The 24267-nt window shown below is 63.9% G+C and carries 26 protein-coding genes and 2 tRNA genes; 17 read left to right on the top strand and 11 right to left on the bottom strand.

The features are described from left to right. The first annotated feature begins 148 nt into the window (after positions 1 to 148). The 3 genes from ilvB (at position 149) to ilvC (ending at position 3583) form a co-directional block, all read left to right on the top strand. Positions 149 to 1891 carry a biosynthetic-type acetolactate synthase large subunit gene (gene ilvB, locus NN5_RS03940; protein ID WP_067732720.1) on the top strand — a complete coding sequence of 581 codons (1743 nt, stop codon included), beginning with the start codon at positions 149 to 151 and terminating at the stop codon, positions 1889 to 1891. A gap of 28 nt (positions 1892 to 1919) precedes the next feature. Further along, positions 1920 to 2438, top strand: a complete 519-nt coding sequence (gene ilvN / locus NN5_RS03935) for an acetolactate synthase small subunit (RefSeq protein ID WP_067732768.1) — start codon at positions 1920 to 1922, stop codon at positions 2436 to 2438. 101 nt (positions 2439 to 2539) lie between these two features. Beyond that, positions 2540 to 3583, top strand: a complete 1044-nt coding sequence (gene ilvC, locus NN5_RS03930; protein ID WP_084384722.1) for a ketol-acid reductoisomerase — start codon at positions 2540 to 2542, stop codon at positions 3581 to 3583. A gap of 266 nt (positions 3584 to 3849) precedes the next feature. Here the strand turns inward: ilvC and NN5_RS03925 are convergent, their stop codons facing one another. Next, the gene (locus NN5_RS03925; protein ID WP_157081000.1) at positions 3850 to 4227 is read right to left on the bottom strand and encodes a hypothetical protein; all 378 of its coding nucleotides are present in this window, start codon (positions 4225 to 4227) and stop codon (positions 3850 to 3852) included. A gap of 1 nt (position 4228) precedes the next feature. After that, positions 4229 to 4705, bottom strand: coding sequence for a hypothetical protein (locus NN5_RS25625; protein ID WP_157080999.1), 477 nt, complete (start codon positions 4703 to 4705; stop codon positions 4229 to 4231). A 629-nt stretch (positions 4706 to 5334) separates the two neighbouring features. On the opposite strand from NN5_RS25625, the gene NN5_RS03920 reads away from it, so the two are divergent. The 3 genes from NN5_RS03920 to leuA all read left to right on the top strand — a co-directional run bounded on the left by NN5_RS03920 (position 5335) and on the right by leuA (position 8308). Then, a complete protein-coding gene (locus NN5_RS03920; protein ID WP_084384721.1) occupies positions 5335 to 5799 on the top strand; it encodes an I78 family peptidase inhibitor in 465 nt (154 codons plus the stop codon). 44 nt (positions 5800 to 5843) lie between these two features. After that, positions 5844 to 6443 carry a TMEM175 family protein gene (locus NN5_RS03915; RefSeq protein WP_067732766.1) on the top strand — a complete coding sequence of 200 codons (600 nt, stop codon included), beginning with the start codon at positions 5844 to 5846 and terminating at the stop codon, positions 6441 to 6443. 197 nt (positions 6444 to 6640) lie between these two features. Then, complete coding sequence (gene leuA / locus NN5_RS03910) at positions 6641 to 8308, top strand: 2-isopropylmalate synthase (protein WP_067732717.1); 1668 nt, start codon at positions 6641 to 6643, stop codon at positions 8306 to 8308. 58 nt (positions 8309 to 8366) lie between these two features. Here leuA and NN5_RS03905 read toward each other — a convergent pair whose 3' ends face one another. Continuing rightward, a complete protein-coding gene (locus tag NN5_RS03905) occupies positions 8367 to 8996 on the bottom strand; it encodes a PilZ domain-containing protein (RefSeq protein ID WP_067732716.1) in 630 nt (209 codons plus the stop codon). Positions 8997 to 9485: 489 nt separating this feature from the next. Here NN5_RS03905 and NN5_RS03900 point away from each other — a divergent pair, with 489 nt between their 5' ends. Then, positions 9486 to 10436, top strand: a complete 951-nt coding sequence (locus NN5_RS03900) for an NAD(P)H-dependent flavin oxidoreductase (protein WP_067732715.1) — start codon at positions 9486 to 9488, stop codon at positions 10434 to 10436. Here the strand turns inward: NN5_RS03900 and NN5_RS03895 are convergent. The 4 genes from NN5_RS03895 to NN5_RS03880 all read right to left on the bottom strand — a co-directional run bounded on the left by NN5_RS03895 (position 10391) and on the right by NN5_RS03880 (position 13385). Further along, complete coding sequence (locus tag NN5_RS03895; RefSeq protein WP_084384720.1) at positions 10391 to 10981, bottom strand: AHH domain-containing protein; 591 nt, start codon at positions 10979 to 10981, stop codon at positions 10391 to 10393. The two genes, NN5_RS03900 and NN5_RS03895, sit on opposite strands and share 46 nt — an antisense overlap. Beyond that, complete coding sequence (locus NN5_RS03890) at positions 10982 to 11698, bottom strand: hypothetical protein (RefSeq protein ID WP_157080998.1); 717 nt, start codon at positions 11696 to 11698, stop codon at positions 10982 to 10984. A gap of 133 nt (positions 11699 to 11831) precedes the next feature. Further along, positions 11832 to 12305, bottom strand: coding sequence for a flavodoxin family protein (locus NN5_RS03885; protein ID WP_067732713.1), 474 nt, complete (start codon positions 12303 to 12305; stop codon positions 11832 to 11834). 3 nt (positions 12306 to 12308) lie between these two features. After that, the gene (locus NN5_RS03880) at positions 12309 to 13385 is read right to left on the bottom strand and encodes a hypothetical protein (protein ID WP_245656210.1); all 1077 of its coding nucleotides are present in this window, start codon (positions 13383 to 13385) and stop codon (positions 12309 to 12311) included. A gap of 282 nt (positions 13386 to 13667) precedes the next feature. Here NN5_RS03880 and recJ point away from each other — a divergent pair, with 282 nt between their 5' ends. The 3 genes from recJ (at position 13668) to NN5_RS03865 (ending at position 15736) form a co-directional block, all read left to right on the top strand. Then, positions 13668 to 15455 (top strand): single-stranded-DNA-specific exonuclease RecJ, encoded by a 1788-nt coding sequence (gene recJ, locus NN5_RS03875; RefSeq protein WP_067732711.1) that lies wholly within the window; start codon positions 13668 to 13670, stop codon positions 15453 to 15455. Between the two features lie 93 nt (positions 15456 to 15548). Continuing rightward, a tRNA-Glu gene (locus NN5_RS03870) sits at positions 15549 to 15624 on the top strand. A gap of 36 nt (positions 15625 to 15660) precedes the next feature. Next, positions 15661 to 15736: transfer RNA gene (locus tag NN5_RS03865), tRNA-Glu, on the top strand. A 208-nt stretch (positions 15737 to 15944) separates the two neighbouring features. On the opposite strand, the gene NN5_RS03860 is transcribed toward NN5_RS03865, so the two are convergent. The 4 genes from NN5_RS03860 to NN5_RS03845 form a co-directional block, all read right to left on the bottom strand. Beyond that, positions 15945 to 17081, bottom strand: a complete 1137-nt coding sequence (locus tag NN5_RS03860; protein WP_021246312.1) for an Arm DNA-binding domain-containing protein — start codon at positions 17079 to 17081, stop codon at positions 15945 to 15947. Next, positions 17042 to 17245, bottom strand: a complete 204-nt coding sequence (gene xisR, locus NN5_RS03855; protein WP_021246311.1) for an excisionase family protein — start codon at positions 17243 to 17245, stop codon at positions 17042 to 17044. Before xisR ends, NN5_RS03860 begins: the two co-directional genes overlap by 40 nt. Before the next feature lie 756 nt (positions 17246 to 18001). Next, positions 18002 to 18670, bottom strand: coding sequence for a MobA/MobL family protein (locus NN5_RS03850; protein WP_021690788.1), 669 nt, complete (start codon positions 18668 to 18670; stop codon positions 18002 to 18004). A 73-nt stretch (positions 18671 to 18743) separates the two neighbouring features. Further along, positions 18744 to 19133, bottom strand: a complete 390-nt coding sequence (locus NN5_RS03845; RefSeq protein ID WP_021246309.1) for a helix-turn-helix domain-containing protein — start codon at positions 19131 to 19133, stop codon at positions 18744 to 18746. 452 nt (positions 19134 to 19585) lie between these two features. Between NN5_RS03845 and NN5_RS03840 the strand changes: the two genes are divergently transcribed. The 7 genes from NN5_RS03840 to NN5_RS03810 all read left to right on the top strand — a co-directional run bounded on the left by NN5_RS03840 (position 19586) and on the right by NN5_RS03810 (position 24267). Continuing rightward, complete coding sequence (locus tag NN5_RS03840; protein ID WP_146049694.1) at positions 19586 to 19888, top strand: DEAD/DEAH box helicase family protein; 303 nt, start codon at positions 19586 to 19588, stop codon at positions 19886 to 19888. Then, a complete protein-coding gene (locus NN5_RS03835; protein ID WP_021246307.1) occupies positions 19875 to 20657 on the top strand; it encodes a DsbC family protein in 783 nt (260 codons plus the stop codon). Before NN5_RS03840 ends, NN5_RS03835 begins: the two co-directional genes overlap by 14 nt. Positions 20658 to 20838: 181 nt before the next feature. Next, complete coding sequence (locus NN5_RS03830; protein ID WP_013846818.1) at positions 20839 to 21156, top strand: hypothetical protein; 318 nt, start codon at positions 20839 to 20841, stop codon at positions 21154 to 21156. Between the two features lie 136 nt (positions 21157 to 21292). After that, positions 21293 to 21559, top strand: a complete 267-nt coding sequence (locus NN5_RS03825; RefSeq protein ID WP_013846819.1) for a type IV conjugative transfer system protein TraL — start codon at positions 21293 to 21295, stop codon at positions 21557 to 21559. An 8-nt stretch (positions 21560 to 21567) separates the two neighbouring features. Beyond that, the gene (locus tag NN5_RS03820; RefSeq protein WP_021246306.1) at positions 21568 to 22206 is read left to right on the top strand and encodes a TraE/TraK family type IV conjugative transfer system protein; all 639 of its coding nucleotides are present in this window, start codon (positions 21568 to 21570) and stop codon (positions 22204 to 22206) included. After that, positions 22190 to 22957 (top strand): type-F conjugative transfer system secretin TraK, encoded by a 768-nt coding sequence (locus NN5_RS03815; protein ID WP_021246305.1) that lies wholly within the window; start codon positions 22190 to 22192, stop codon positions 22955 to 22957. Before NN5_RS03820 ends, NN5_RS03815 begins: the two co-directional genes overlap by 17 nt. Beyond that, the gene (locus NN5_RS03810) at positions 22954 to 24267 is read left to right on the top strand and encodes a TraB/VirB10 family protein (protein WP_021246304.1); all 1314 of its coding nucleotides are present in this window, start codon (positions 22954 to 22956) and stop codon (positions 24265 to 24267) included. The genes NN5_RS03815 and NN5_RS03810 overlap by 4 nt, the downstream gene beginning before the upstream one ends.

Raw genomic sequence — 24267 nt, 5'->3', positions numbered from 1 at the left:
GAAAGCGCAATGCCCTGCGAAACGCTTGTTTCCTTGGGCAGTCCCACTATGGATGCGCGCTTTCTAATATAGCCCGGGCAACCGGGTCTGCTGCATCGATTCGAGACGGCTCGCACCAAGCGGGCCAAACTTGATAAAGGAATGTGTTGTGAGTGAAGAGCGCAGCGGCGCGAACATCCTGGTCGAAAGTCTGGTCCGGCAGGGCGTCGAATTCGTATTCGGCTATCCCGGCGGCGCCGTGCTTCCGATCTACGATGCTCTTTTCGGCGACGAACGCCTCCGCCACATTCTCGTGCGCCACGAAGCCGGTGCCGCCCATGCGGCCGAAGGCTATGCGCGTTCGACCGGCAAGCCCGGCGTCGTGCTCGTCACTTCGGGCCCCGGCGCGACCAATGCCGTGACCGGCATTGCCGATGCGTTCCTCGATTCGATTCCGCTGGTCGTCATCACCGGCCAGGTCCCGACTGCACTGATCGGCTCGGACGCGTTCCAGGAAGCCGATACCGTCGGCATCTCGCGCCATTGCACCAAGCACAACTATCTGGTGAAGGATCCCGCCGATCTGGCCGCCGTCGTCGACGAAGCCTTCCAGATCGCCACTACCGGCCGTCCCGGCCCGGTGCTGATCGACATTCCCAAGGACGTCCAGATCGCCACGGCCATCTGGAACGGCGGTCCGACCCAGCGCCGCCAGCGCTATGCGCCGCGCACGCAGGGGGCCATCGAAGAGATCGAGGATGCCGTCGCGTTGATCGCGGCGGCCAAGGCGCCGGTGTTCTATACCGGCGGCGGCGTCATCAACTCGGGGCCGCGCGCCACCGCCCTGCTGCGCGAGCTGCAGGCCAAGACCGGCGCGCCCGTCACCTCAACGCTGATGGGCCTCGGCGCGTTCCCGGCCGACAGCCGCGACTGGCTGGGTATGCTGGGGATGCACGGCACTTATGAAGCCAACATGGCGATGAACCAGTCGGACCTCATCATCTGCGTCGGCGCCCGTTTCGACGACCGCGTGACCGGCCGCCTCGATGCCTTCGCGCCGAACTCGAAGAAGATCCACATCGACATCGACCGCGCCTCGATCAACAAGACGGTCCCGGTCGACCTGCCGATCATCGGCGACTGCGCGCAGGTTCTCGAACAGATCCTCCAGGTCTGGGGCGACCGCAAGCCGCAGGACCTGACGGCGTGGAAGGAACGCATCGACACCTGGCGCGAGAAGAAGAGCCTCTCGTTCCCGGACAACCGCGATGCGATCATGCCGCAGCTCGCGATCCAGCGCCTCTTCGCGCTGACCAAGCCCAAGGACCCGATCATCTCGACCGAAGTGGGCCAGCACCAGATGTGGGCGGCGCAGCACTTCCACTTCTTCGGCCCGAACAAGTGGCTGACCTCGGGGGGCCTGGGCACCATGGGCTATGGCCTGCCCGCCGCGATCGGCGCGCAGCTCGGCAACCCGGACAGCCTCGTCATCGACATCGCGGGCGACGCCTCGATCCAGATGAACATCCAGGAGCTGGGCACCGCCACGCAGTACCGCCTGCCGGTCAAGGTCTTCATCCTCAACAACGAGTGGATGGGCATGGTCCGCCAGTGGCAGGAACTGACCTATGAAAGCCGCTATTCGAACTCGTACTCGGACAGCCTGCCCGATTTCGTGAAGCTCGCCGAGGCTTACGGCTGGAAGGGCATCCGCATCGAGAACGAAAGCGAGCTCGACGCCGGCATCCAGGCCATGATCGACTATCCCGGCCCGGTGATCGTCGACTGCTGCGTGCACAACGAGGCGAACTGCTTCCCGATGATCCCCTCGGGCGCAGCGCACACCGATATGATCCTCTACGGCGATACGGTCGCCGGAACCATGGACGACGAGGCCAAGGCGCTCGTCTGAGCGCCGGCCCGCCAAGGACACAATGGAAATGATGCACATCAAGCACGAGGCCGAGGAACGGCACGTCCTGACCGTGACGGTCGACAACGAGGCCGGCATCCTTGCCAAGATCGCCGGCCTGTTCACCGCCCGCGGCTACAACATCGACAGCCTGACCGTGGCCGACATCACCGAGAACCACGCGGTGAGCCGGATCACGATCGTCACCCACGGCCCGCCGAGCCAGATCGACCAGATCCACGCCCAGCTCGAACGGCTGGTGCCGGTGCACAAGGTCGTCGACCTCACCGAGGCCGGTCCCTACGTCCAGCGCGAACTGGCGCTGATCAAGGTGGCGGGCGCGGGCGAAAAGCGCGTCGAGGCGCTGCGCATCGCCGACGTGTTCCGCGCCAAGCCGGTCGACACCACGACCGAGAGCTTCATTTTCGAACTGACCGGCGCGCCCGACAAGATCGATACGTTCGTGGCAATCATGCGCGAGCTGGGCCTTGTCGAAGTGGGCCGCACCGGCGTCGTCGGCATGATCCGGGGCGCGGAAGAAGCCTGAATTCAATCACCACCACCCGTCATCCCCGCACAGGCGGGGATCCATCTCCAACGGGTGCGTAAGGACCAACGGTCAGGAGATGGGTTCCCGCCTGCGCGGGAATGACGAATAAAAGGGTTAAAACCATGAAAGTCTATTACGACGCCGATTGCGACATCAACCTGATCACGGACAAGAAGGTTGCCGTGCTCGGCTATGGCAGCCAGGGCCACGCCCATGCCCAGAACCTGCGCGACAGCGGCGTGAAGGACGTCGCCATTGCCCTGCGCGAAGGTTCGGCGACCGCCAAGAAGGCCGAAGCCGCCGGTTTCAAGGTGCTTTCGAACAAGGAAGCCGCTGCCTGGGCCGACGTGCTGATGATCCTCGCGCCCGACGAGCATCAAGCCGCGATCTACGCTGCTGACCTGCACGACAACCTGAAGCCCGGCGCGGCGCTCGCTTTCGCCCACGGCCTCAACGTCCACTTCGGCCTGATCGAACCGCGCGCCGACATCGACGTCATCATGATCGCTCCCAAGGGCCCGGGCCACACCGTGCGCGGCGAATACCTCAAGGGCGGCGGCGTGCCCTGCCTCGTCGCGGTCCATCAGGACGTGACCGGCAATGCCCATGACATCGCCCTCGCCTATGCCTCGGGCGTCGGCGGCGGCCGCAGCGGCATCATCGAGACCAATTTCCGCGAGGAATGCGAAACCGACCTGTTCGGCGAGCAGGCCGTGCTCTGCGGCGGCACCACCGCCCTCGTCCAGGCCGGCTTCGAAACGCTGGTGGAAGCCGGCTATGCCCCCGAAATGGCCTATTTCGAGTGCCTCCACGAGCTCAAGCTGATCGTCGATCTGATGTATGAAGGCGGCATCGCCAACATGCGCTACTCGATCTCGAATACCGCCGAATACGGCGACATCAAGACCGGCCCGCGCCTCATCACCGAAGAGACCAAGAAGGAAATGAAGCGCGTTCTGGCCGACATCCAGTCGGGCCGCTTCGTGAAGGACTTCGTGCTCGACAACCGCGCCGGCCAGCCCGAACTCAAGGCCTCGCGCATTGCCGCCAAGCGCCACCAGATCGAGGAAACCGGCGCCAAGCTGCGCGCCATGATGCCCTGGATCGGCGCCAACGCGCTGGTGGACAAGTCGAAGAACTGATCCACCGCGCCGTTATCGGCTAGGAATGAACTCCCGGTTCCGCGATGGCGGGGCCGGGGGTTTTCGTTTGTGGGGTGCTGATTGGGCAGGATAGCGGAATGGCTTGAATGGGCCGGTAGGCGACCGTCCGGTTTGGAGCCGGGGTGCTGGGATAGCCGACGCTCGCGAGGGGCGGCTGCCGACCGAGTCTTGCCACTTTGAGGCATATGTCGGAGACGAGCCCCTTGCCTATATTGCCGATGTCCATGATCATATGGACAGTTTGTTTAACGTGCGCGGCGCATAATTGAATGATACTCCATCGCAGGAGTATTTCCGAAGCTATCGACGTAGGCCTCGCAAACGTTCGTCCACTGACCATTCTTGTAAAATGCCAGGATAATCGACTTTAATCCTTGGTATGAAACTCCCAGCTCGCTGCTGAAATCATTTTCAAACTGAGCGCTGCTGATCGTTTCACCGCTTTCGAGCTTGTTGTCCCATCGCTCAAATATATCATGTGCCTTATTAAGGTCTTCGTTTCCCCAATCCATGCTCATGATCAGGGACTCAACAGGATATCTATCATAGTCGATGGTCTGTCCGAGAATGTTAACTTGATAGCGGAGCTTTTTGATAGCTTCTGAGATTTGTTCGCTAGTCACATTACACCCCACTGTTGGTTGTCGCTGAGGTCAGCTCTGAGATCGTGTCCTGAACAAATATTTGCAGTTTCTGCCAATTCTCTTGATCAGGATTCGATGGCAATGATCGTTGGTAAATGTTCAACTTGTCTTGAGCATTGGTTAGTTGTTTCCGCGCTTCGCTACCGATCCCGGATTTGGGCAACGCACTTAGGGCGAGGTCAAACTCGCGCCGAATGAGATCGAAGCGATCATCGCCCTTGAAGCCTCGCAGCGAGGTTTTTTCAGGAGCCACATCACGTATATGTTCCTGAGCAGACTTCAGGCGCTCTGCAACTGCTGCCAATTGAACTGCCGTCATCGCTGCTCTAGCAGCTTGGCTCGATTTGTTGGCGTTTTCACTTGATGTTTTGGCGTTTCCCGCTTGGCGGATACTTACAAACATGCTGATAAGCGTAACGGCTGTGCCGCCCAGCGTTATCCAGTCAGATGTAGTCATGATTTTCCATGCGGTATACGAACAACGGTACGGTTGATCTCTTGCCTGAGGTGACGAGTACAGGCAAATAAATAATCATTGGAAAGGATACTCCCACTTCTCGATAAGGTGCCGCGTCAATTGTCGGGGCTTGTCCAATGTATAGCGGGCAATTTGCTATCGGCCATCCTTGCACGTTCCGAGGTCGACCAACACGGATGGGCGAGCGGCCGCTTAGACCGAAACCCGCTGCTATCGAGTCCACTTGCGAACGGCGGCTTTGTCCCAGCACCGATGATAAGCGGACTTACCGCTTATAGGCGCGCCGTTCTTGCACTTGAGCGGCATAGATGGGCGCAAAGCTGCCCCTCCTTTGCGCATCCAAACAGCGCAGCATCACCTGCCCACAACGCACCGCCCGCCATCCACAAACCATTTTCCTACCCCCGCGAACATGCGGTAATCTCCCGCCCATGCCGATAGCCGCCCTGCCCGCCATCAAGACACAAGGTGACACTTGTCATCTGCAAGGTGACACTTTCCCTGCGCAAAGTGACACATTCGGCCACAAGGTGACACTCTTTCCCCTGGACCGTGTAAACCGTGTCAACCAGAGTGTAACCTTGCGGCCGGACAGCCAGGAGGCGCAGATGACGAATACCAAGCTCAGCTTCTCTCCCTTCGTCATTGCGAGCCCGAAGGGTGAAGCAATCCAGGGCAGAGCAAACCGGCCCCGGATTGCCGCGCCGCCTTCTGCGGCTCTCCATGACGAAGGAAGGGGATGGATTGCAAACGCCGCATCCCTGTGCAAGCCCCGCCTGGTCCTTGCCGCCACGGCAACCCTGCTCGCCCTTGCCGGTTGCTCGGAAAAGACGCCGCCCCAGCCCGCTCCTCCTCCGCCGCCGATGGACACCGATTGCGGAGCAGGCCAGCTCGGCGCTTACATCGGCCATCAGGCGACAGACGAAGTCATCGCCGCCATCCGCGCATGGCGCGGCGATAATCCGGTGCGGGTGCTCAAGCCCGGCTCGGCGATGACGATGGATTACCGGCCGGGCCGGCTCAACGTGTTCCTCGACGAACAGGGCCGGATCAAGGAATTCCAGTGCAACTGACGCCCGATTCCCCGCCCCGCGGCGGCCCGGAAGGCGAGCAGGTCATGGAAAGGCAGGAAGGCGTCTCGCGGGTGGAGGCCTTTTCCGATGGCGTTCTGGCGATCATCATCACCATCATGGTGCTGGAACTGAAGACCCCGGCTGCCGAGGGGCTGGAGGCGCTGTGGCATCTCTGGCCGGTGTTCCTCGCCTATGTGCTGAGCTATGCCTACGTGGCGATCTATTGGGTCAACCATCACCGGCTGTTCGGCCATGCCCGCGTCATCACCGGGCGGCTGCTGTGGAGCAACATGGCGCTGCTCTTCACGCTCTCGCTGGTGCCTTTCGCCACCGCCTATCTGGGCGAGCACCATTTCAGCCGCGCGGCAACGCTGCTCTATCTGGCAGTGATGCTGCTGGCCTCGATCGCCTATGCCCCGCTCCAGCGGGAGATCGCGCGGACCGGCACGGCCGGCAAGGCCGCACGCACCTATCACGCCGCCACCCTGCGCAAGGGGCTGGCCGCGATACTGGTCTATGCCGCGGGCCTGCCGCTCAGCTTCGTCTCGCCCTGGCTGGGCATCGGCTGCGCGGCGCTGGTGGCGGTGTTCTGGATATTGCCGTGGGGGCCGCTGGACCGATTGTTCCTGTGCGACGACGCCTGATTTTGCGGCCTTTCCCCTTTACATCGGCGCCCTCAATGCCCATAGGCACTGGCATGACTCTCCGTCTCGGCCTTCTCCTGCGACTTACCCGCCCTTGGGCGTGAGGTGACGCGTCGTTCCTGCGGCGCGCTCGGCGCTCAAGGGGACCTCAAGCGACAGCCTGCAGAAAAAGACGACATTCCGAGCGAGACACGACCATGACCATGCTGAAAGACCCCTCGGTCAAATACCGACCGTTCCCGCAAATCGACCTGCCGAACCGCCAGTGGCCCTCGCAGGTCATCACCAAGGCGCCGCGCTGGCTCTCCACCGACCTGCGCGACGGCAATCAGGCGCTGATCGATCCGATGGGCGCGGAGAAGAAGTCGCGCTTCTTCGACCTGCTGGTGAGCGTCGGCCTCAAGGAAATCGAAGTCGGCTTCCCGAGCGCGGGTGCGACCGAGTTCGATTTCATCCGTGGCCTCGTCGATGCCGGGCGCATTCCCGAAGACGTGCTGGTCCAGGTGCTGACCCAGTCGCGGCAGGACCTGATCGAGAAGTCGTTCGAGAGCCTCGCCGGTGTCCATGCCGCGATCGTCCACGTCTACAACGCCGTCTCGCCGCTGTGGCGCAATGTCGTGTTCGGCATGACCCAGCCGGAAATCCGCGGCATTGCCGAAAACGGCGCCAAGATCATCCGCGACCAGATCGCCAAGTATCCGCAGACCAAGTGGCACGTGGAATATTCGCCGGAGACGTTCTCCACCGCTGAACTCGATTTCTCGATCGAGTGCTGCGAAGCGGTGATGAACGTCCTGCAGCCGACGCCGGAAAACCCGATCATCCTCAACCTGCCGGCCACGGTCGAGGCGGCGACGCCGAACATCTACGCCGACCAGATCGAGTATTTCTGCCGCAACCTGCCGAACCGCGAAAGCGCAGTGATCTCGCTCCACACCCACAACGACCGGGGCACCGGCGTCGCTGCGGCGGAGCTGGGGCTGATGGCCGGTGCCGACCGCGTGGAAGGCTGCCTGTTCGGCAACGGCGAGCGCACCGGCAACTGCTGCCTGGTGACAGTCGCGCTCAACATGTACACGCAAGGCGTTGATCCCAGGCTGGATTTCTCGGACATCGATGAAGTCATCCAGACTGTCGAGTACTGCAACCAGCTCAAGGTGCCCGAGCGCCATCCCTATGGCGGCGAACTGGTCTTCACGGCCTTTTCCGGCTCGCATCAGGACGCGATCAAGAAGGGTTTCGCCGCGCAGGAAACGCGCAACGACCAGATCTGGTCCGTGCCTTACCTGCCGATCGATCCGGCGGATCTGGGCCGCAACTACGAAGCGGTGATCCGCGTCAACTCGCAGTCCGGCAAGGGCGGCTTTGCCTGGGTGATCGAGCAGGATCAGGGCCTCAAGCTGCCCAAGCGGATGCAGGCGCACTTTTCCAAGCACGTGCAGGAACTGGCCGACGAACTGGGCCGCGAACTGCAGGCATCGGATATCTGGGACGTCTTCCGCAAGGTTTACCGCCTCGACGAGCCGCAGCACTTCCACCTGATCGACTGGGACGAGGCCAAAAGCGCCGACGGTACCCGCGTCTTCGCCGGCAAGATCGGCGTCAATGGCAAGGAACAGACCGTTTCCGGCAAGGGCAACGGCCTCATCTCCTCGGTCATCGCGACGCTGAAGGACAGCTTCGGCGTTGAGCTCGAAGTGCGCGACTATGCCGAGCATTCGATGGGCAAGAGCTCGGACGCCCGCGCGGCCGCCTATGTCGAATGCGTGCTGCCCGATGGCCGGACCATCTGGGGCGTCGGCATCGACGAAGACGTCGCGACCGCCAGCGTGCGTGCGGTGCTGAGCGCGGCGAACGCGGCCTGAGAAGGAACCAATACGCAAAGGGCCCGGCGCGTAAGGCCGGGCCCTTTGCCTGATAGGGCTAGAGCCAGGCGCGGTTGTCCAATTGCAGCCGGTGCACGCGGGAGGCAAACTCCTCCAGGCTCATGACCTGGCGGAACACCAGGCCGTAATAGGGATGGCGCCGCCAGCGCACGGTAGCCTCAAACGACGGCAGATCCTCTGCCTCAAGCCCCAGCGCCTGCCCGATCGCGAGCCGCTGGGACGTCTCGATCTTGGCACCCTGGCGCGAAAGATCGTGAATGGTTGCCTGCAGCACCGTCCCGCCGCAGCGCAGCTGTGCAGGACGGTCCAGATTGATGCGCATGGGGCGCTTGGGATAGGGGCCGTCTTCGGCGACGAAATGTGTCACGTCCACGGCATCGGTAAACCGTATTCCGGCCTCGTTCCCGTTTTCCCAGACCTTTTCGACGGCAAGGCACTGCCCCGTTGCCGTTTCCAGCAGGAGATCCTCGCTATCGACCATCGGGTGGAACAGGCGAAGTTTGGCACCGCTTTTCGACACGTCGCGCACAATACACAGAAACTCGCCGGACGGTCCGACCAGCTTGGCGCTCCGCAGCAGAAGCGCGACCCGCGGCTCGACCCGCTTTTCGTTCAGGTCTTCCGCTTCCCCGCCCTGAGGGCTCCGAGAAAATTCTGGAACGTCCATATCTGCAACCCTGCCGCATCGTTCAATTCATCGATCGCAAACGCCCCGCGCAGTCCCGATCGCGAACCCTCAACGAATTACGTCCAGGTTATGTTACTATCGTCGTTAGAAGCATGATTACCGCATCATTAAGGTATTCGTCCTCTCGTGTTCGACAGGGAAAATCTTCCTTGCCGGGGAGACGGGCACGGGTGCATGGAATGTAAAGTGCGTCCAGCAACCACCAGAAATATCATAATTTTAATCCATCTCCGCCCCTTCCCCAAGGGCAGCACCCCAACGAAAAGCCAATGTGATTAAAAGGCGTTAAGCGCTACATTCGTTTCCGGTGCCGGCTGCCCCCGGTTTGCCGGACTGACACAAGGCACCATGAGCGGAGCGCCTTGCCCCCTTTCCGATGCGGCATGAGATGCCTGCCCTCCGCGCCCTCGACAGGCCGGATTCACCACAGTATGCCGCGATTTAATCGCTTGCTTAAACGGAGATGAGATGCCCCTGCCTGCGCCGTTCCAGTCGCTGCGCCTGCCCGTGATCGCAGCGCCCATGTTCATCGTATCCACCCCGGAATTGGTCATTGCACAAGTGCGTTCGGGGATCGTCGGCAGCTTCCCGGCGCTCAATGCCCGCCCGGCCAGCCAGCTCGACGAATGGCTGCACCGCATCACCGAGGAAACGCAGGGCTGCGGCGCGCCGTTCGCGGTCAACCTGATCGTTCACAGGACCAATGCGCGGCTGGAGGAAGACCTCAAGACGCTGGAAAAATGGAAAGTGCCGCTCGTCATCACGTCGCTGGGGGCCAATGCGGACGTCAATGCCGCAGTCCACGGTTGGGGCGGCCTGGTGCTGCATGACGTCATCAACGACAGGTTTGCCCGCAAGGCCGTGGAAAAGGGCGCGGACGGCCTGATTGCCGTCGCTGCAGGGGCCGGCGGACACGCCGGTCCGCAATCGCCTTTCGCGCTGATCCAGGAAATCCGGGACTGGTTCGATGGGCCGCTGGCGCTTTCCGGCTCGATCGCCTGCGGCCGTTCGATCCTCGCCGCGCAGGCCATGGGCGCGGACTTCGCCTATATCGGCACCCCCTGGATCGCCACACCCGAAGCCAATGCGGTGGACGACTACAAGCAGGCGATCGTTGACGGCAGCGCCGCCGACATCGTCTATTCAAACCTCTTCACCGGCGTGCACGGCAATTACCTGCGCCCCTCGATCGTTGCCGCCGGCATGGACCCGGACAACCTGCCCGAAGGCGACAAGAGCCAGATGAACTTCGGTTCGGGCGGCAACATGGATGCCAAGGCCTGGAAGGACATCTGGGGCGCGGGTCAGGGCATTGGCGCAATCCACGCGGTCGAACCCGTCGCGGACCGCGTGGAAGCGTTGCTCGCCCAGTATCAGGCCGCCAGGGAAGACCTGTGCGCCCGCACGGGCACCGGTTGAACTATGGTCTGAAACGTGGGCTGAACTTCGGCCGCAGGCTCCGTGGTCCCCCAAAGCGCCTCGGCCATGGCATCGAGGCTGGTAAAATCGATGCCCGCGCCAAGCGGGTCACGGCGGTTGAGCAGCGCGCGCCGCCGTCCGTCGAGCAGGAACCGGCGCAATGCACGCTGGAGCAGGACCAGACGCATGTGCACATGCTCCGCGGCATCCTCGGGCGAGCGGCCTTGCATCACCGACCATGCCGCCTCGACCTGCCCCAGCCGTTCCATCACCATGCCGCTGTAACAGCGGTGCGGCCCGCGGTGGAGCGGCAGCCCCATGCTCAGGGCGGTAAATTCGAGGCAAGGCAGAAGCAGGCCGTTTGCGCGAAAATCGTCGAACCGCTGCCGTTTCCCGCCCGACGCAGCAAACATCCGCGCGAAGGCGGGCCGGGCGAGAACCTGCCGGGGCAGCAGGTGATGCCGCTGCAACCCCGCGTCATGACCGGGCTCTCCCCTGCGATTGACGGCGCGAAACGGCAGATACCTTCGCGCCGTCCAGGGCATTCAGGCCTGCGCGCGCCAGATCCAGACCCGCTTTCCCACCGACGAGGGTTCTGCCAGCAGAACACCTGGATCCTGCGTGATCGTATGCGGTTCAGTGAGCGGGCCGTGGCGCACGAGATAGTCCACCAGCCGGATCGCCAGCTTCACGGATTCGGCCTGCGCTTCGCCCGGCAAGCCTTCCAGCTGCATTTCCTGCCCAATGAAGTGCGACAGGCCACTGCTGGCGACGCTCCCGTCGCTGGCGGGCATGAGCGCGGTGAGTCCCAGCGCCGGAAAAGCGCCGCCTGCAAGCCAGTTGAGGACGGCGCGGGAAAAATAGCGCGGCTCCATCACGGTCCCGGCCGGGCGCCATAGCACGGCCTCCACCGGCAACCGGATCGCCAAGTTCGCGGCAAGCTTGAACATCGTGCGCAAGACCGGGCCAAGCGCTGCACCAGCGGCGATATGTCCCGACGCCACCAGTGCAACCGCTTCCAGCGGTCCATCGGCGGGCGCCGCGCCGAATCCATAGGCATGACGCGCGGGTTCATGTGGCACAGGCATGGCCGGGGAGAGACCGCGCAGATCGAACGTCAATCCCCGGGCCAGCAGTTCCAGCCATCCCGCAGATGGTTCAGGCCGGTGACTGATCCGGGCAGACATGCCGGAATCGGCCGCATCCAGCAGGCGGGCGATATCATCCGCCGCCGGGCGTGCGCCTTCGCGAAACAACAGCATGAGCGCTGCATTCCCGGCATTACCTGTCTGAGAACTGGGCAGTTCCGGTATCTCCGCCGCCAACGGGAATGCAAGGGAGTAGGCACGATTCTCCGCGCCGCGTCGAGTCTGTTTCGCCCCAGCCATGCCCGCGTCAGAAGATTCCAAGCGAAAGCCCCTCGGCCAGAGCCGCGCCAAGATCCCGGCATTGCAGCAATGCGCTTTCCGGAACCGTCTTTGCCGCCATGATCTGCGCGGGCGTCTGCGCGCCAAGATTGACGATCAGGGGCTCGGCCACGCGTTTCAGCCGCCAGCCAGTGACAATCCGGTCGATCTGCCGCTGCGCCCCCTGCCCGTCCGATCCCGCCGCAATCACGGTGGCATAGGGCCGCCCCTCGATCCGGCCCAGAGCGGGGTAATAGCAGCGGTCGAACATCTCCTTCATCAGGCCCGACATCGCGGCCAGATTTTCCGGGCAGACGAAAACATAGCCTTGCGCATCGAGCAGGTCCTGCGGGCAGGCATCGGCAGCCGCGATCAGGCGCGAGGCAGTCCCCGCGCCTTCATGAACCGCCTGTGCCAGCGCCCGCGCCGCGCCAGTGCGGCTATGCCAGATGACAGCGAGCAAACTTCAGCACCCGTCCCCGCCACTCAGAACACCGCCCAGCATGCCGCCAAGGCCGCGCTTGGGCTTGCAACCCGAATTACCCTGCGGTTGCTGTGCCCCCATGGCCGATCCCATGTCCATGCCTTGCGCCTGCATCCAGCTGGTGGTCGAACGATGGCGGATGCGGGCCGTCCATTCGGGATGCCAGGCCACTTTGGGATCAGCGGGACGCGGCGGATAGGCAAAGCTTTCCTGCGGCCCGAAGGCGGTCAGCGTGCCCATCCGGAAATCGGGAGAGGCCGCCGTCACTTCGGCCGGGACCACACAGCTTGTCGCGGAGGGCGCCATCAGTGTGCCGGTCTTGACGAGCGAAGCAGCCTGATCGGGGGAAATCCAGTCAGCAAGGCCGCCGCCGAACTGGCGGTCGGCGCTGCTGGTCCACATGACCATGTCACCCATCTGCCCGCCCGGCCCCATCTTGCCGCCGGTCAGGAACGCGAGCCACGCGGTCGCCCCCGGAACCGCCGTCCAGGATACGCGCGAGGCTCCGGACGGCAACGTCGCGGTCCGCGCCGTCAGCGGCGCCATGAAGTCCTTGGCGAGCGTGAAATCGATCTCCGGCGCATAAGTGCTGACAACCCGGTGCGCACCGATCAGCGAACTGTCGGGCTTGACGAACTTGTGATCCTCCGAAGGCCAGCGCGCGAATGTCTTCGAATTGGCGGCATTGGGCCCCCAGTCGCGGATCACGGCCGAACCGGGCATCCCGGCGGGCATCTGCCCTGCGGCAACCTTGGCGAAATCGATCACGACCGGCTGCCCCTTGGGCGCGTGTTCGCCGCAGCCCCAGAAGATGAGGAGCCGTCCCTTGGGCTTTTCCGGCAGCAATTCCGGCTCGGTCGCAGGCTCGCTCCTGGCCGGAGCCGTCAGTGCCACCGACTTTCCGAGATTCGCGGCAGGCGGCATGAAGTGATCGGCCTTTGCCTTGCCACTGGCCGGCCCCTGCGAAGAGCCGAGGCGCAAGTACAGCTCGTGCTGGACATTGTTGCCGCCGCCTCCGTCGAACATCATGCCCATGCCCCGGCCCATACCGCCACCCATTGCCCCAAATCCGGAAACAGTGCCCGCACGCATGTCATAGCGTGCAATGGGAGCTGTATCCCCCGCAGCAAGTACAGCGACAGGAATTGCAACAGCAGTGACTGCCAGAATGGCCACCCGCCTCTTGGTAACGAATGACATGTTTCAGGACTCCTCCAGTTTATCGTCTGCTCTATACTTCCGGATTGCAGGCGCCCCTAGCGTATAATCATTCGCAGAATGCCGGGGATCGCCGAACCGCCCGCCCTTCCCGACAAGCGCCGCGTGGAGTAACGCAGCCCCATGGTTTCCCGTTCCGCGAATGTCTTCGGCATCGACCGCTCGCTCACCGGCAAGGCCTGGCGCTGGCGCGGCGGCAACATGGATCTGTCTGACGGCCCGATGGGGCTGGAAGACGGCATCGTCACCCAGCTCCTGCTCTCGCGCGGCGTCGCGCGGGAAGATCTGGAGCGCCACCGCGTTCCTTCGCTGCGGGCGTTCCTGCCCGACCCTTCCGCCTTCCGCGACATGGACGCGGCGGCCGAACGGCTGGCGCAGGCGGTGATGACGAACGAGACCGTCACCATCTATGGCGACTACGACGTCGATGGCGCGACCAGCGCGGCGCTGCTGATCCTGCTGCTGCGCCGCCTGGGGCACGAGGCTCGCTATTACATCCCCGACCGGCTGCTCGAAGGCTATGGCCCCTCGGGCGAGGCGCTGGTGCGGATCGCGGGCGAGGGATCGAGCCTGATCGTCACGGTCGATTGCGGCGCCATGGCCTACGAAGCGCTGCAGATGGCGCATGACGCGGGCGTGGACGTGGTCGTGGTCGACCACCACAAGTGCGCCCCCGAACTTCCCCGCGCCGCCGCGCTGGTCAACCCCAACCGGCTCGACGAAGACGAACTGGCGGCAGGCCACGGCCACCTTGCCGCCGTGGGCGTAGCGTTCCTGCTGGCGGTGGCGACCGTGCGCGTGCTGCGCCAGCGCGGCTTCTTCGAAAGCCGCCGCGAGCCCGACCTCTTCGCCCTGCTCGATCTGGTGGCGCTGGGCACGGTGGCGGACGTTGCCGCGCTCCACGGGCTCAACCGCGCGCTGGTGGCGCAAGGGCTCAAGGTCATGGCCCGGCGCGATAACATCGGCATGTCCGCGCTGATCGACGCCAGCCGCCTCAACCGCGCGCCGACCTGCTCCGATCTGGGCTTCGCGCTCGGTCCGCGAATCAATGCCGGCGGGCGCGTGGGCGAATCGACACTGGGCGTGCGCCTGCTCACCACCACCGACCCTGACGAGGCGCGCGAAATCGCCGCCCAGCTCTCGCGCCTCAACGAAGAGCGCCGCGCGATCGAGCAGGCGGTGCAGGAAGCCGCCGAAGAGCAGATCTCCAGCCAGCACAACCGCGCCGTGCTCGTGCTGGCGGGCAAGGGCTGGCATCCCGGCGTGATCGGCATCGTTGCCGGCCGAATCAAGGAAAAGACCGGCAAGCCCACGCTCGTCATCGCGCTCGATGCCGACGAGGCGGGCAACGGCAAGGGATCGGGCCGCTCGATCACCGGCGTGGACCTGGGCGCGGCGATCATCGCCGCACGCGAGGCCGGACTGTTGATCGCCGGCGGCGGCCACGCCATGGCGGCGGGCCTCACTATCGCGCCCGACAAGCTCGAAGCGCTGTCCGAATGGCTCGATTCGCTGCTGGCCGCCGATGTCTCGCGCGCCAGTGCCCATCAGGCCATGCTGCTCGACCTTGCCCTGGCGCCGGGCGGCCTGACCCCCGCGCTGGTGGAAACGCTGGAAAGCGCAGGGCCGTTCGGCATGGGCTGGCCGGGGCCGCGCGTGGCCGTGGGACCGGTGCGCATCGTCAAGGCTGACGTGGTGGGCACCGATCACGTGCGGCTGATCGTCGGCGGACAGGACGGCGGGCGATTCAAGGCCATGGCTTTCCGCTCGGCCGAAACGGACATGGGCCAGGCCCTGCTCCACGCCTCGCAGGGGCGGCGCCTGTGGCTGGCAGGCCGCGCGAAGATCGATGACTGGGGCAGCCGTCCGGCCGCCGAACTGCATCTGGACGACGCCGCTTTTGCCGACTGAATCGCGCGATGTAATTTTTATATGGCACCGGGGGTTGACCCCCCCGCAAGGCGCCGCTAGAGGCGCGGTCCTGCCACCGGCACTGATCGGAATGGCCCCTTCGTCTAGCGGTCTAGGACGCGGCCCTTTCACGGCTGAAACACGGGTTCGAGTCCCGTAGGGGTCACCATCCGATACAGTGCCCGGCAGGCCAAGATGGCCTGTTGGCCCCTTCGTCTAGCGGTCTAGGACGCGGCCCTCTCACGGCTGAAACACGGGTTCGAGTCCCGTAGGGGTCACCAGCTAAGTAGTTGATATTGTTAGGGGGAATCGCGAAAATGCGGTTTCCGTGGCACTTTCGTGGCACATTTGGCGTTTTTCGAGGCCACCCCAGCCCCCGTTCCAGGCTCTTTTAGATCACCTCAATAGCTGCCCAGTAGACGAGGGATTCGTTCGCGGCAGCCGCCACCGACAGGCAAGCCCTCCCCACAGACCAGCCAGACATCCGCGTCAGGAACCGTAGATCTGATTGAGCTTGGCTGCTTCGCGGCCATAGTCCGCGTGATCGATCCATTTCGAGTAGTGCCGGAACAGCATTGCCGCGCTCTTGTGGCCAAGCTGGCGGGCGATATAGGCCGGGTTCACCCCGCCCATCAGCGCCGTCGTCGCGTAAGTGTGGCGCGTTTGATAGGCATCACGGCTGCGGATGCCGAGCGCACGCAGTGCGGGATGGAAATAGAGCTTCCGCTGATCCTGCACGTCCGGCCACGGCGTGTTTGTGACCGGGTTGATGAAGATCGGCGAATCGAGCCCCCGCATGAAGCTGTGCGCCTTCTGGCGTCTAAGCACGGCCATCATTCGCGGAGTAAGATCGACGTCGCGCACGGTCCTGGTCTTGGTCGATTTCTCCACGGCCCGGACGCGGGCACGCTCGACCCGGATGGACTGGCGCTTCCAGTCGACGTCGCGCCACTGGACGACGATCTGTTCGCTGGGACGCATGCCGGTCCCGAAGGCGAACTCATACCAGTTCCAGACCTGCTCGTCGTAACGCTCGTGCATATAGGTGAGGATGCGTTCGGTCTCTTCCCGGTCGAACGGGTCCGGCTCGCGTTTCTGATGCTTCTGGCTCTTGATCCGTTCCAGCGGCGAGCGGTCGATCAGCTCGTCGTCGAGAGCCATCTCGAAGATGCCGCGCAGCGGAATGACGTTGTTGTTGATCGTCTTGCCGCTGACCTGCTTCGCCCGGTCGGCGATGACCTTCTTGATCTCGCTCGGCTTGATGCTCTTGAGTTGCCGCTCACCGAAAGCCGGCGACCAGACATTATTGATCGCCGACACATAGTCGGACATCGTCGATTTCTCGACTACGAGCGTTGCGAGCCACTCTTTCGCATAAGTCTTGAAGCCCGCGTATTTGTTCCGGTCGGGTTTGGCATCACCCTTGGGAAACGTGCTTTCATAATCGAAGACGCCGAGATCGATTTCCTGATGGACACGGGCCATCAAGCGCTCGGCCGCCTTGATGTTAGCGGATGTGGGTTGGAGCTGGAGCGTTTCGCGATAGAGCCGCCCGTTCCAGCGGAAGCGGACGCGAATGCAGCTTTTCAGCGGCTCGACGCCAGTCCCTGGCCGTTTTCTACCCATTTGTGGAAGCCTTCGAGGTCGATGCAGATGCTGCCATCGGGAGCGCGGCGATATTCGCGGCCCTGAATCCACACGCCGTCGGCGATCTTTCGATAGACCGCTTTCTCGGTGTAGCCGGTCAGCTCGGCGAAGCGCTTGATGCGCACGTAGCGCGCGCCCGTCATGACAGTGCTCCGGTTGAGGAAAGGAAACCACGGACAGCCAACCGTCCGCTGCTTCCTCTCTCCTCCCGCTCCCTTCCCTTCCGGCCGATCTGCGATGACCGCATGGCCGGCCGACCAGGACGGGCAGGCGCTCGCGAACGTGGGTCTGGATAATCCTCGCAGAAATGGCGCATGGATCGCTGGCCTGTTGGGCAGCGCAAGCAGGCCATGACGCGACGTCAGTCTAGCATTTCGATCCTGGTCCTAAAAAGAGGCCAAGATCGCATATTTGGGCAACCCACTGCCTAATCTCGTGCTTTCGCCTGTCAGCCTATTGGCGTTGTCGCGCCTTGGAAGAGACTCGCAGCGTTCCACTCGCCGTTGTTGATGGCCTCGAAGAATGGGACAAATGATCGGGACGCATGGCGGCCTGCCGCGCGCGATCGCGGGCGCGCTGATTGACAGGAGGGGGTGGAGCCTCGATCGTCTCGGCGTCATCGTCAACATGACCGGTCCGCTCGCCGGCATGGCCTCCGCAATGCTCACCGGGTGGCTGGCCAACAGGCTCGGTCGGCGGCGGATACTTCTTGTCGCAGCGGCCGTTCAGCTTCTAGCCGTTTTCGCCGTGGCGGCAGCGGTCATGGCGACGGCAATCCCTGCCGCTGCCGTCGCCGCATGTGCAGTCGGTTATTTTCTCCTCTACACGCCCGCCGCAACCGCCCTCGCCGTCGTCATGATGGACCGCACCGCCGGTGAGGCGCCGGCCACGGACTATTGTCAGGATGTTTGCCGGGCGCGCGCCGCGATACGCTTGCGGGCCATGCCGATATGCTTAACCGGCGGAGCGTCGATGCCGCGTTCTTCGTTGGACCGATGATCGACGCGGACATCATAGCCGAGCGCCGCGAACTTATCGTTCAGCATCATCGCCCAGGCCGCGCGGATTTCGAGCAGCTTCACGCGGCTGTTCCATTCGCGCGGTTTCCGGCCGAACATGCCGTCGACAATCGGACGGGTCGGTATCAGCACATAGCCATGGTGGCGCTTGCCTCTGGGCGTATCGCCCATTTCGATCAGTGTCAGGTCGGCGGCAAAACCCGCGATGCAAAATATCTCGCTGGCGAAACGCTGCAGAACCGCGATCGACGCCGGCAGGTCCAGTTCATCGGGCAGCGCCACGTCGAACTGACGGCCAAGCTGCGCATCCTTGCGGATTTCGGCGGCTTCGAGCGCGTTCCAGAAACACTCGCGATCCTCCCACTGCGCGGGGCCCCCGGACGGCAGTATCAGCGCAGACCAGGCAACCGCCCGCTTGTTCACGAAATTGGAAAACCGGCCGTAGCGCTCATCGTACAGGCGGCAGCTGTTTTGCCATGCCGCGGCCGCGACGATACTGCGTCCGGCGCCGCGGCTGATGATATTCACATGGAAATGAAAGATCGCCATCTTTTCCGCCTGTCCCAGCGTCACGCCCGAACCGGACCGTCAATTTTCATGACTGGTCCTTCCCGCCGTCCCGCTACCATTCGGGTGAGAGGTCCTGTTTCAGCCCGGCGATCACCGCATCCGAGATCGCCTCAATGCATGTGCGTTCGATGCTGGCCAGGTCACCGTGGATCAGTTGCCGCGGGAACCGCATGCGTTGGCCCGCATAGAGGACAGGCAGCGCGATATGCGCGGTCGATGCACCGAGCCGGAGCAGTGCGATCAGATGATCCTCCAGCCTAATCCCCGGATCGCCGGACTCGATCGCGCGATACCAGCGCAGGCTTCCGCCCATTTCGGTGGCGACCTCCAGCTGCGTCAAACCGAGCGCCTTTCGCGCCTGCCTGATCTTCTCGCCGGAGAGCTTCTTGAGTTCCTTGAAGATCGACAGGTCGACGTCGGCGAATTTTCCATCGGATGCCATATGTCCTTCCTCCCCGGTTCGGCCCGTCGGGCTCTGTGGGTAATCCGGCAAAGGTAGGATCGTGGAGTAACCAGCATCAAGAATAGATGCCGATGATTTTAGAGGAATATCTCTGCCCATTTATAGCGGATGCGCGACCATATTTATGTTTCGACGCACAATGAGCAGTTAATTTCCATTTTCCTCCAAATCGGATCATTCAGGAACTTTATTGCCGAACCGGCACCAGATCAGTCCATGTGATCCCGAAAGCGAATTTATAAGGCTAAGTTCGCATATTTACGGCTAATATCGCCATTTCAGGCACCCCACTGCCGGGGCCTGTTGCAATCCTCTTCGTTTCAAATCACTCAGATCGTGTTGCGAGGGTTCAAGTCGAATCGGACCTGATACTTCGGACCATTAAGTATTCATCAACCATGGCGCGGGGCGCCAACATGGAGTCGTGCATGATGCCGATTGCCAAAGCGATGACGGCTGCCCTGGGCACACTGATCGTCACGACGACAGCCTGTGCCGGACCCGGCGGACATGGCCGACAGACAGTTATCGCGCCGGTGGCCGAGCAGCCGCGCATCGTGGTGGCGACGGTCGATGGGTTCGTTCTGCGCGCCGCCGTGACGAACCGGATGGAGTCGATGCCCGCACCCGTCACTGCCGAGCACATCCCGGTGGGGTCGGGCACGCATGTCGATGCGCGCCTGCTCTCCCGCCCTGCCAGCACTCTTCAGGAGAGATCGCATGCACATCCATAAGCCCACCCGCCTGTTTGGTGCGGCAGCCCTCGTCCTCCCCTTGTTGCTCGCTGCTCAAGGCGCAGCGTTCGCGCAAGCCGCCGATCCGCTTACCGCCGCCGCGCGCGATGCCGAAAGCGAGTTGCGGCAGACCTTCGTCAATCTGCAATTCGAGGATTTCGGGCCGGCGCCCGTCAAGGGCCCGATCTATCAGGCGACGGCGGGCGGCCGCATCATCTACTATGCGCCTGACAGCGAACATCTGTTGTTCGCGGAAATCTACGACCGCAACGGCCAGAACCTCACCGCGCTGGCGCAGAACGCCGCTTCAGCGAAGAAACTCGCCGGGATCGACACCGGCATGGCCCTCGCCATCGGTCCGGCGGGCGCGCCCACGGTGATTGAGTTCACCGATCCCGACTGTCCCTACTGCCGGGCGCTCGACCGCTTCTGGGCGGCGAAAGCGGCCGAAGGCAAGCCGGTGCGGCGCCTGATCTTCTTCGTCTCCGGCATCCACGCCGAGGCCGCCGCCAAGGCCGAGCATGTCCTTTGCTCCCCGGACAAGGAAGCGGCGTTCAAGGCGATCTACGCCGGAACCGCGCCCACGCCTTTGCGCACATGCGCGGAAGGCAAGGCCAGGGTCGAGGCGCATGCCGGAATCGTCGGCAAGACCGGCATCACCGGCACGCCGACCCTGATCGCGGACGGACAGATGATTTCCGGTTTCCGGCAGGCCGAGATCGAGGCGTTCCTCGACGGTAAGAAGGCGCTCGCCAATGCCGGCCGCTGATCGCCTTCCGGCTCCTCACATCGCGAACGCGCGGTGCATCGGCTCTGCCGCTGCCGCGCAAATCCCAATGCCGGCGGCGGGACCCGAACCGGGCCGTCCAGCCTCGCCGTCGGCCGACAGCGATCCTCATCGATGCCGGCAAGCAGTCCCCGGAGCGGCCCATCTTCCCTGGAGCAAGTGCATGTTGAAAACACTCGGCAGACAATCCGCCTCAATCGCCAATGTCGGCATTCCCGTAACCCTGCTCGCGCTGCTCGGGGCCGGTGGGGCTCACGCCTTCTCGGCGCCGGCGGCCGGCGACCTCGGCTACGACATCTACGATATCGTGGTCAATCAAGGGGTCAAAGGCCCGCTCGGCTTCGTCGGCGGCGTCGCGGCCTTCCTGTTCGGCGTGAGCAGGCTCTTCTCGAACATCATGATCGGCATCCCGACCATCGTGGCGGCCGTCTGCCTGATCAAGGCGGACTCGATCCTCCAGACATTCGGAATGGTCATCTGACGGATTGGTCCGCCGCCGCGCCTGGGCGCGGTCGGCGGACCTCAACGGGCCAGGGCGCATGAGGCGCACTGGCGGGACAACCCCCGAAGTTCAACCAGCTTCGCAGGGAGGTCACGACGCAAGGAGGAGAAGGCTCGTGGACGAGCGGCTACCCCAATATCTGCACAAACCCGTCCAGATCCTGTGGTTCGGATCGGACGAGTTCGTGCTCGTGATCACGGTGATCTTCGTCGCCGTGATCGTGGGCGGGATGCTCGGTTGGGCGCTCGTCGCGGGTCTTCTCCTTTTCGTTCCCTGGCTCCGCACCAAGCCGCGCGGCTTCATCCCGCACATGGCCTGGCGCTGGGGCCTGGTCCGCTGGTCCAACTATCCGGGTCCGACCCAGACTCGGTTCTACGAATGAGGCGGGCCATGTTCGGACGCAAATCCCCCGGCACACCCCCACGCGATCCGCTGATCGGCAAGCCGGGCAGCTATGGCATCCACCGCTACCTGCAAGGGGCGAGCAACCTGTTCGAGGAGAACCGGCTGTTGAAGCTCGCCGTCATCGGCCTGTTCGGGATCACGGCGGTGCTGGGCACGGTGATCTACACCTCCAACCAGAACACCCGGACGATCATCGTCCCCTACGGCGCGGGCGGCGACCTCTATGTCACGGGCGGCGAGCCGTCCGAGGCCTATCTGCGCTCGATCACGCGCAATGTCGTGTCGCTCTCGGGCACCTACTCCGCCTACTCCGCGGATCGGCAGTTCCAGGAACTGCTGAGCATCACGCACCCCTCGACCTACAACAGCCTGCGCGACAGCCTCAACCGGCTGCTCGACGAACTGGCCAATAATCCGACGCTCTCGATCGCGACCTATATCCGCCCCGACCAGCCCGTCACCTGGACCCGGACCGAGATTCTCGTGCCGGTCGAGAAGGTCCGGGTGATCGGCGGGGTGATCCGCAAGTTCCGGGGCAATCTTCGGATCCGTTACGTGATCGACAATGGCCGCTTCTGGCTGACCGCCCTCAATGAGGAAAATTTCGATGTCCAGCCTCGCTAAGTCCGCGCGGCCGAGCCTGATGCTGCTCGCCCTGTCGCTTGCCGCTCCGGCCGCCGCGCAATCCATCATGGTTCTGCCCGACCAGACCAGCACGATCCGCCTGTCAAACCGCGACATCAACCATGTCATCTGTTCGGGCGGCGAAATCGAGGACGTCAGGTTCAGCGCCGAAAAGGCGATCGCCGTGGAGCGCGCCGGTTCCGACGCCTGGATCAAGTTCCTCGTTCGCGAGATCGACGACGCCGGGATGGTGACGCGCAGCTTCGTCACCGTGCCGTCTGAGTTCTTCATCACCTGCAACGGCGCGGTCTATGCGCTCTATGCCGAGCCGTCGGATATTCCGGCGCAGACGGTGATGCTCCAGCCCGGCGCTCCCCAGCGCGCCCGCGCCAATGAGGAACTGCTAGGACCCCTGGTCGAAGAAGAGCGTGCAGTCTCGATCACGCTCTCGATGCTCCAGGACCGGATCCCGGCGAGCTTCACCAGCGTTGCGCCCCGATCCGGGCCGATCCGGCTCGCGACGCTGCCGGGCGCCACGCTGGAGGAACGACGCCGCATCGAAATCGACGGGTCCGGCCTCTCGGCATCGGAATATCTGGTCTCTGCCGCCGGCGGCGCGCAGCTCGACGAACGCGGTTTTCTCGACGGCGCGCTCGGCGCCAACATCTTCGCGATCACCCTCGACCGGGGCAATATCGAGGCCGGGGAAGCCGCGCGGCTGATCGTCGTTCGCCGGGGAGCCGGGCAATGAGCGGCGGGGACTCTCGCGGCGGTCGCGGGCCCCGCGGGCGCGGTCCTGCCGATCGCGCGGAGGAACTCGACCTCGACGGCTATGAGGCGGACCGCCCTCGTCCTGGCGAGAATACGCGCGGCCCCGCGCTGCTCGATCTCAAGACGCGGTGGCAAACGCTGACCGCACGCCAGCAGCTGCGTTTGAGGCAGCTTGGCGTTGCCGGTGCGATCGGCGTGCTGGGGCTCGGCCTCTACACGGCCAGCGGCGACAAGACCGAGCAGGCCGCGCCATCGCCCAGTTCGAAGCTCGACATGGGCGCGGGGCTTCGCGGCGACAGCCTAGAGGTCAAGCTGCGCGGCGACCTGCAGAAGATTCTTGATGGACAGCAATTGCTCGGCGATCGCGTCTCCGCCATCGAGGAAGGCAAGGTCGCGCCCGGTTCCGGCACGCCGCCCCATGCGCTGGACGGCGATCTTCCTCCGGCGATCCCCGGCTCGGTTCCCGACTTTCCCGAACCGCCCGCGACCGGTGACATCGATCCTTCCGTCGCGAAGCCGCCCGCGCCGCCCGCCGCGCCGCCAGCGCCTCCGGCCCCGCCGGTCGAGAAGACCGTGGGCGCGATCGGCGCCGCGACCAGTCCGGTCGCGGCCGCCGATGGGGCACAGGCCGCTAAAAAAAAGACGCGGACCATCTATTTGCCACCTGGTTTCATGAAGGCGCGGCTGCTGACCGGGATCGATGCGCTGGCGAGCCGGGATGCGACCAACAATCCCGAACCGTTGATCGCGCGGGTGCAAGCCCCCGCCGTCCTGCCCAATGACGTCAAAGCCAACCTCGCCGGCTGCTTCGTCATCGGCAACGCCACCGGCAGCCTCGCGAAGGAACGGGTCGAAGTCCAGTTGGTCAGCCTCTCTTGCGTCGATTTCGACGAACGCTCGGTGGTCGACCAGCCCATCAAGGGCTTCTTCGTCGACGCCGACGGCAAGAAGGGCCTCTCCGGCAAGGTCGTCACCCGCGCCGGCGCGGCCCTTGCCCGCGCGTTCATCGCCGGGACCATCACCGGGGTCGCCGATACGGTCCAGAATACGGTCGGCGACGTCTCGACCTCGGCGCTGGGTTCGGTGCGCACGCTCGATGCGGGCGACGCCGCCAAGGCCGGCATCGCCGGCGGCCTGTCGCGATCGTCCGAGAAGCTCACCGATTTCTATCTCGATCTCGCGCGCCAGGCGGGGCCGATCGTTGAGGTCGGCGCGGCGAAGGACGTCGTGGTTGTGATCCAGGAGGGCGTCACCCTCGATATCAAGCCGACCGCCGGAAGCAAGTTCTGA

Origin of the sequence: Novosphingobium naphthalenivorans NBRC 102051, assembly GCF_001590985.1 — a bacterium.
Lineage (GTDB): Bacteria > Pseudomonadota > Alphaproteobacteria > Sphingomonadales > Sphingomonadaceae > Novosphingobium > Novosphingobium naphthalenivorans.
This window is presented reverse-complemented; position numbering and strand designations above follow the sequence as displayed.

Excerpts from the sequence above, each read along its gene's own strand:
- ilvN (WP_067732768.1), top strand. The coding sequence starts at position 1,920 with ATGATGCACATCAAGCACGAGGCCGAGGAACGGCACGTCCTGACCGTG.
- NN5_RS03850 (WP_021690788.1), bottom strand. The coding sequence starts at position 18,670 with ATGGCGATCTTTCATTTCCATGTGAATATCATCAGCCGCGGCGCCGGA.
- ilvC (WP_084384722.1), top strand. The coding sequence starts at position 2,540 with ATGACGAATAAAAGGGTTAAAACCATGAAAGTCTATTACGACGCCGAT.
- NN5_RS03830 (WP_013846818.1), top strand. The coding sequence starts at position 20,839 with ATGTTGAAAACACTCGGCAGACAATCCGCCTCAATCGCCAATGTCGGC.
- NN5_RS03810 (WP_021246304.1), top strand. The coding sequence starts at position 22,954 with ATGAGCGGCGGGGACTCTCGCGGCGGTCGCGGGCCCCGCGGGCGCGGT.
- NN5_RS03840 (WP_146049694.1), top strand. The coding sequence starts at position 19,586 with ATGCCGATTGCCAAAGCGATGACGGCTGCCCTGGGCACACTGATCGTC.
- leuA (WP_067732717.1), top strand. The coding sequence starts at position 6,641 with ATGACCATGCTGAAAGACCCCTCGGTCAAATACCGACCGTTCCCGCAA.
- NN5_RS03815 (WP_021246305.1), top strand. The coding sequence starts at position 22,190 with ATGTCCAGCCTCGCTAAGTCCGCGCGGCCGAGCCTGATGCTGCTCGCC.
- NN5_RS03880 (WP_245656210.1), bottom strand. The coding sequence starts at position 13,385 with ATGGGTGGCGGTATGGGCCGGGGCATGGGCATGATGTTCGACGGAGGC.
- NN5_RS03890 (WP_157080998.1), bottom strand. The coding sequence starts at position 11,698 with ATGCTGTTGTTTCGCGAAGGCGCACGCCCGGCGGCGGATGATATCGCC.
- NN5_RS03905 (WP_067732716.1), bottom strand. The coding sequence starts at position 8,996 with ATGGACGTTCCAGAATTTTCTCGGAGCCCTCAGGGCGGGGAAGCGGAA.
- NN5_RS03915 (WP_067732766.1), top strand. The coding sequence starts at position 5,844 with ATGGAAAGGCAGGAAGGCGTCTCGCGGGTGGAGGCCTTTTCCGATGGC.
- xisR (WP_021246311.1), bottom strand. The coding sequence starts at position 17,245 with ATGACGGGCGCGCGCTACGTGCGCATCAAGCGCTTCGCCGAGCTGACC.
- NN5_RS03835 (WP_021246307.1), top strand. The coding sequence starts at position 19,875 with ATGCACATCCATAAGCCCACCCGCCTGTTTGGTGCGGCAGCCCTCGTC.
- NN5_RS03820 (WP_021246306.1), top strand. The coding sequence starts at position 21,568 with ATGTTCGGACGCAAATCCCCCGGCACACCCCCACGCGATCCGCTGATC.
- NN5_RS03860 (WP_021246312.1), bottom strand. The coding sequence starts at position 17,081 with ATGGGTAGAAAACGGCCAGGGACTGGCGTCGAGCCGCTGAAAAGCTGC.
- recJ (WP_067732711.1), top strand. The coding sequence starts at position 13,668 with ATGGTTTCCCGTTCCGCGAATGTCTTCGGCATCGACCGCTCGCTCACC.
- NN5_RS03920 (WP_084384721.1), top strand. The coding sequence starts at position 5,335 with ATGACGAATACCAAGCTCAGCTTCTCTCCCTTCGTCATTGCGAGCCCG.
- NN5_RS03900 (WP_067732715.1), top strand. The coding sequence starts at position 9,486 with ATGCCCCTGCCTGCGCCGTTCCAGTCGCTGCGCCTGCCCGTGATCGCA.
- NN5_RS25625 (WP_157080999.1), bottom strand. The coding sequence starts at position 4,705 with ATGACTACATCTGACTGGATAACGCTGGGCGGCACAGCCGTTACGCTT.
- NN5_RS03895 (WP_084384720.1), bottom strand. The coding sequence starts at position 10,981 with ATGCCCTGGACGGCGCGAAGGTATCTGCCGTTTCGCGCCGTCAATCGC.
- NN5_RS03845 (WP_021246309.1), bottom strand. The coding sequence starts at position 19,133 with ATGGCATCCGATGGAAAATTCGCCGACGTCGACCTGTCGATCTTCAAG.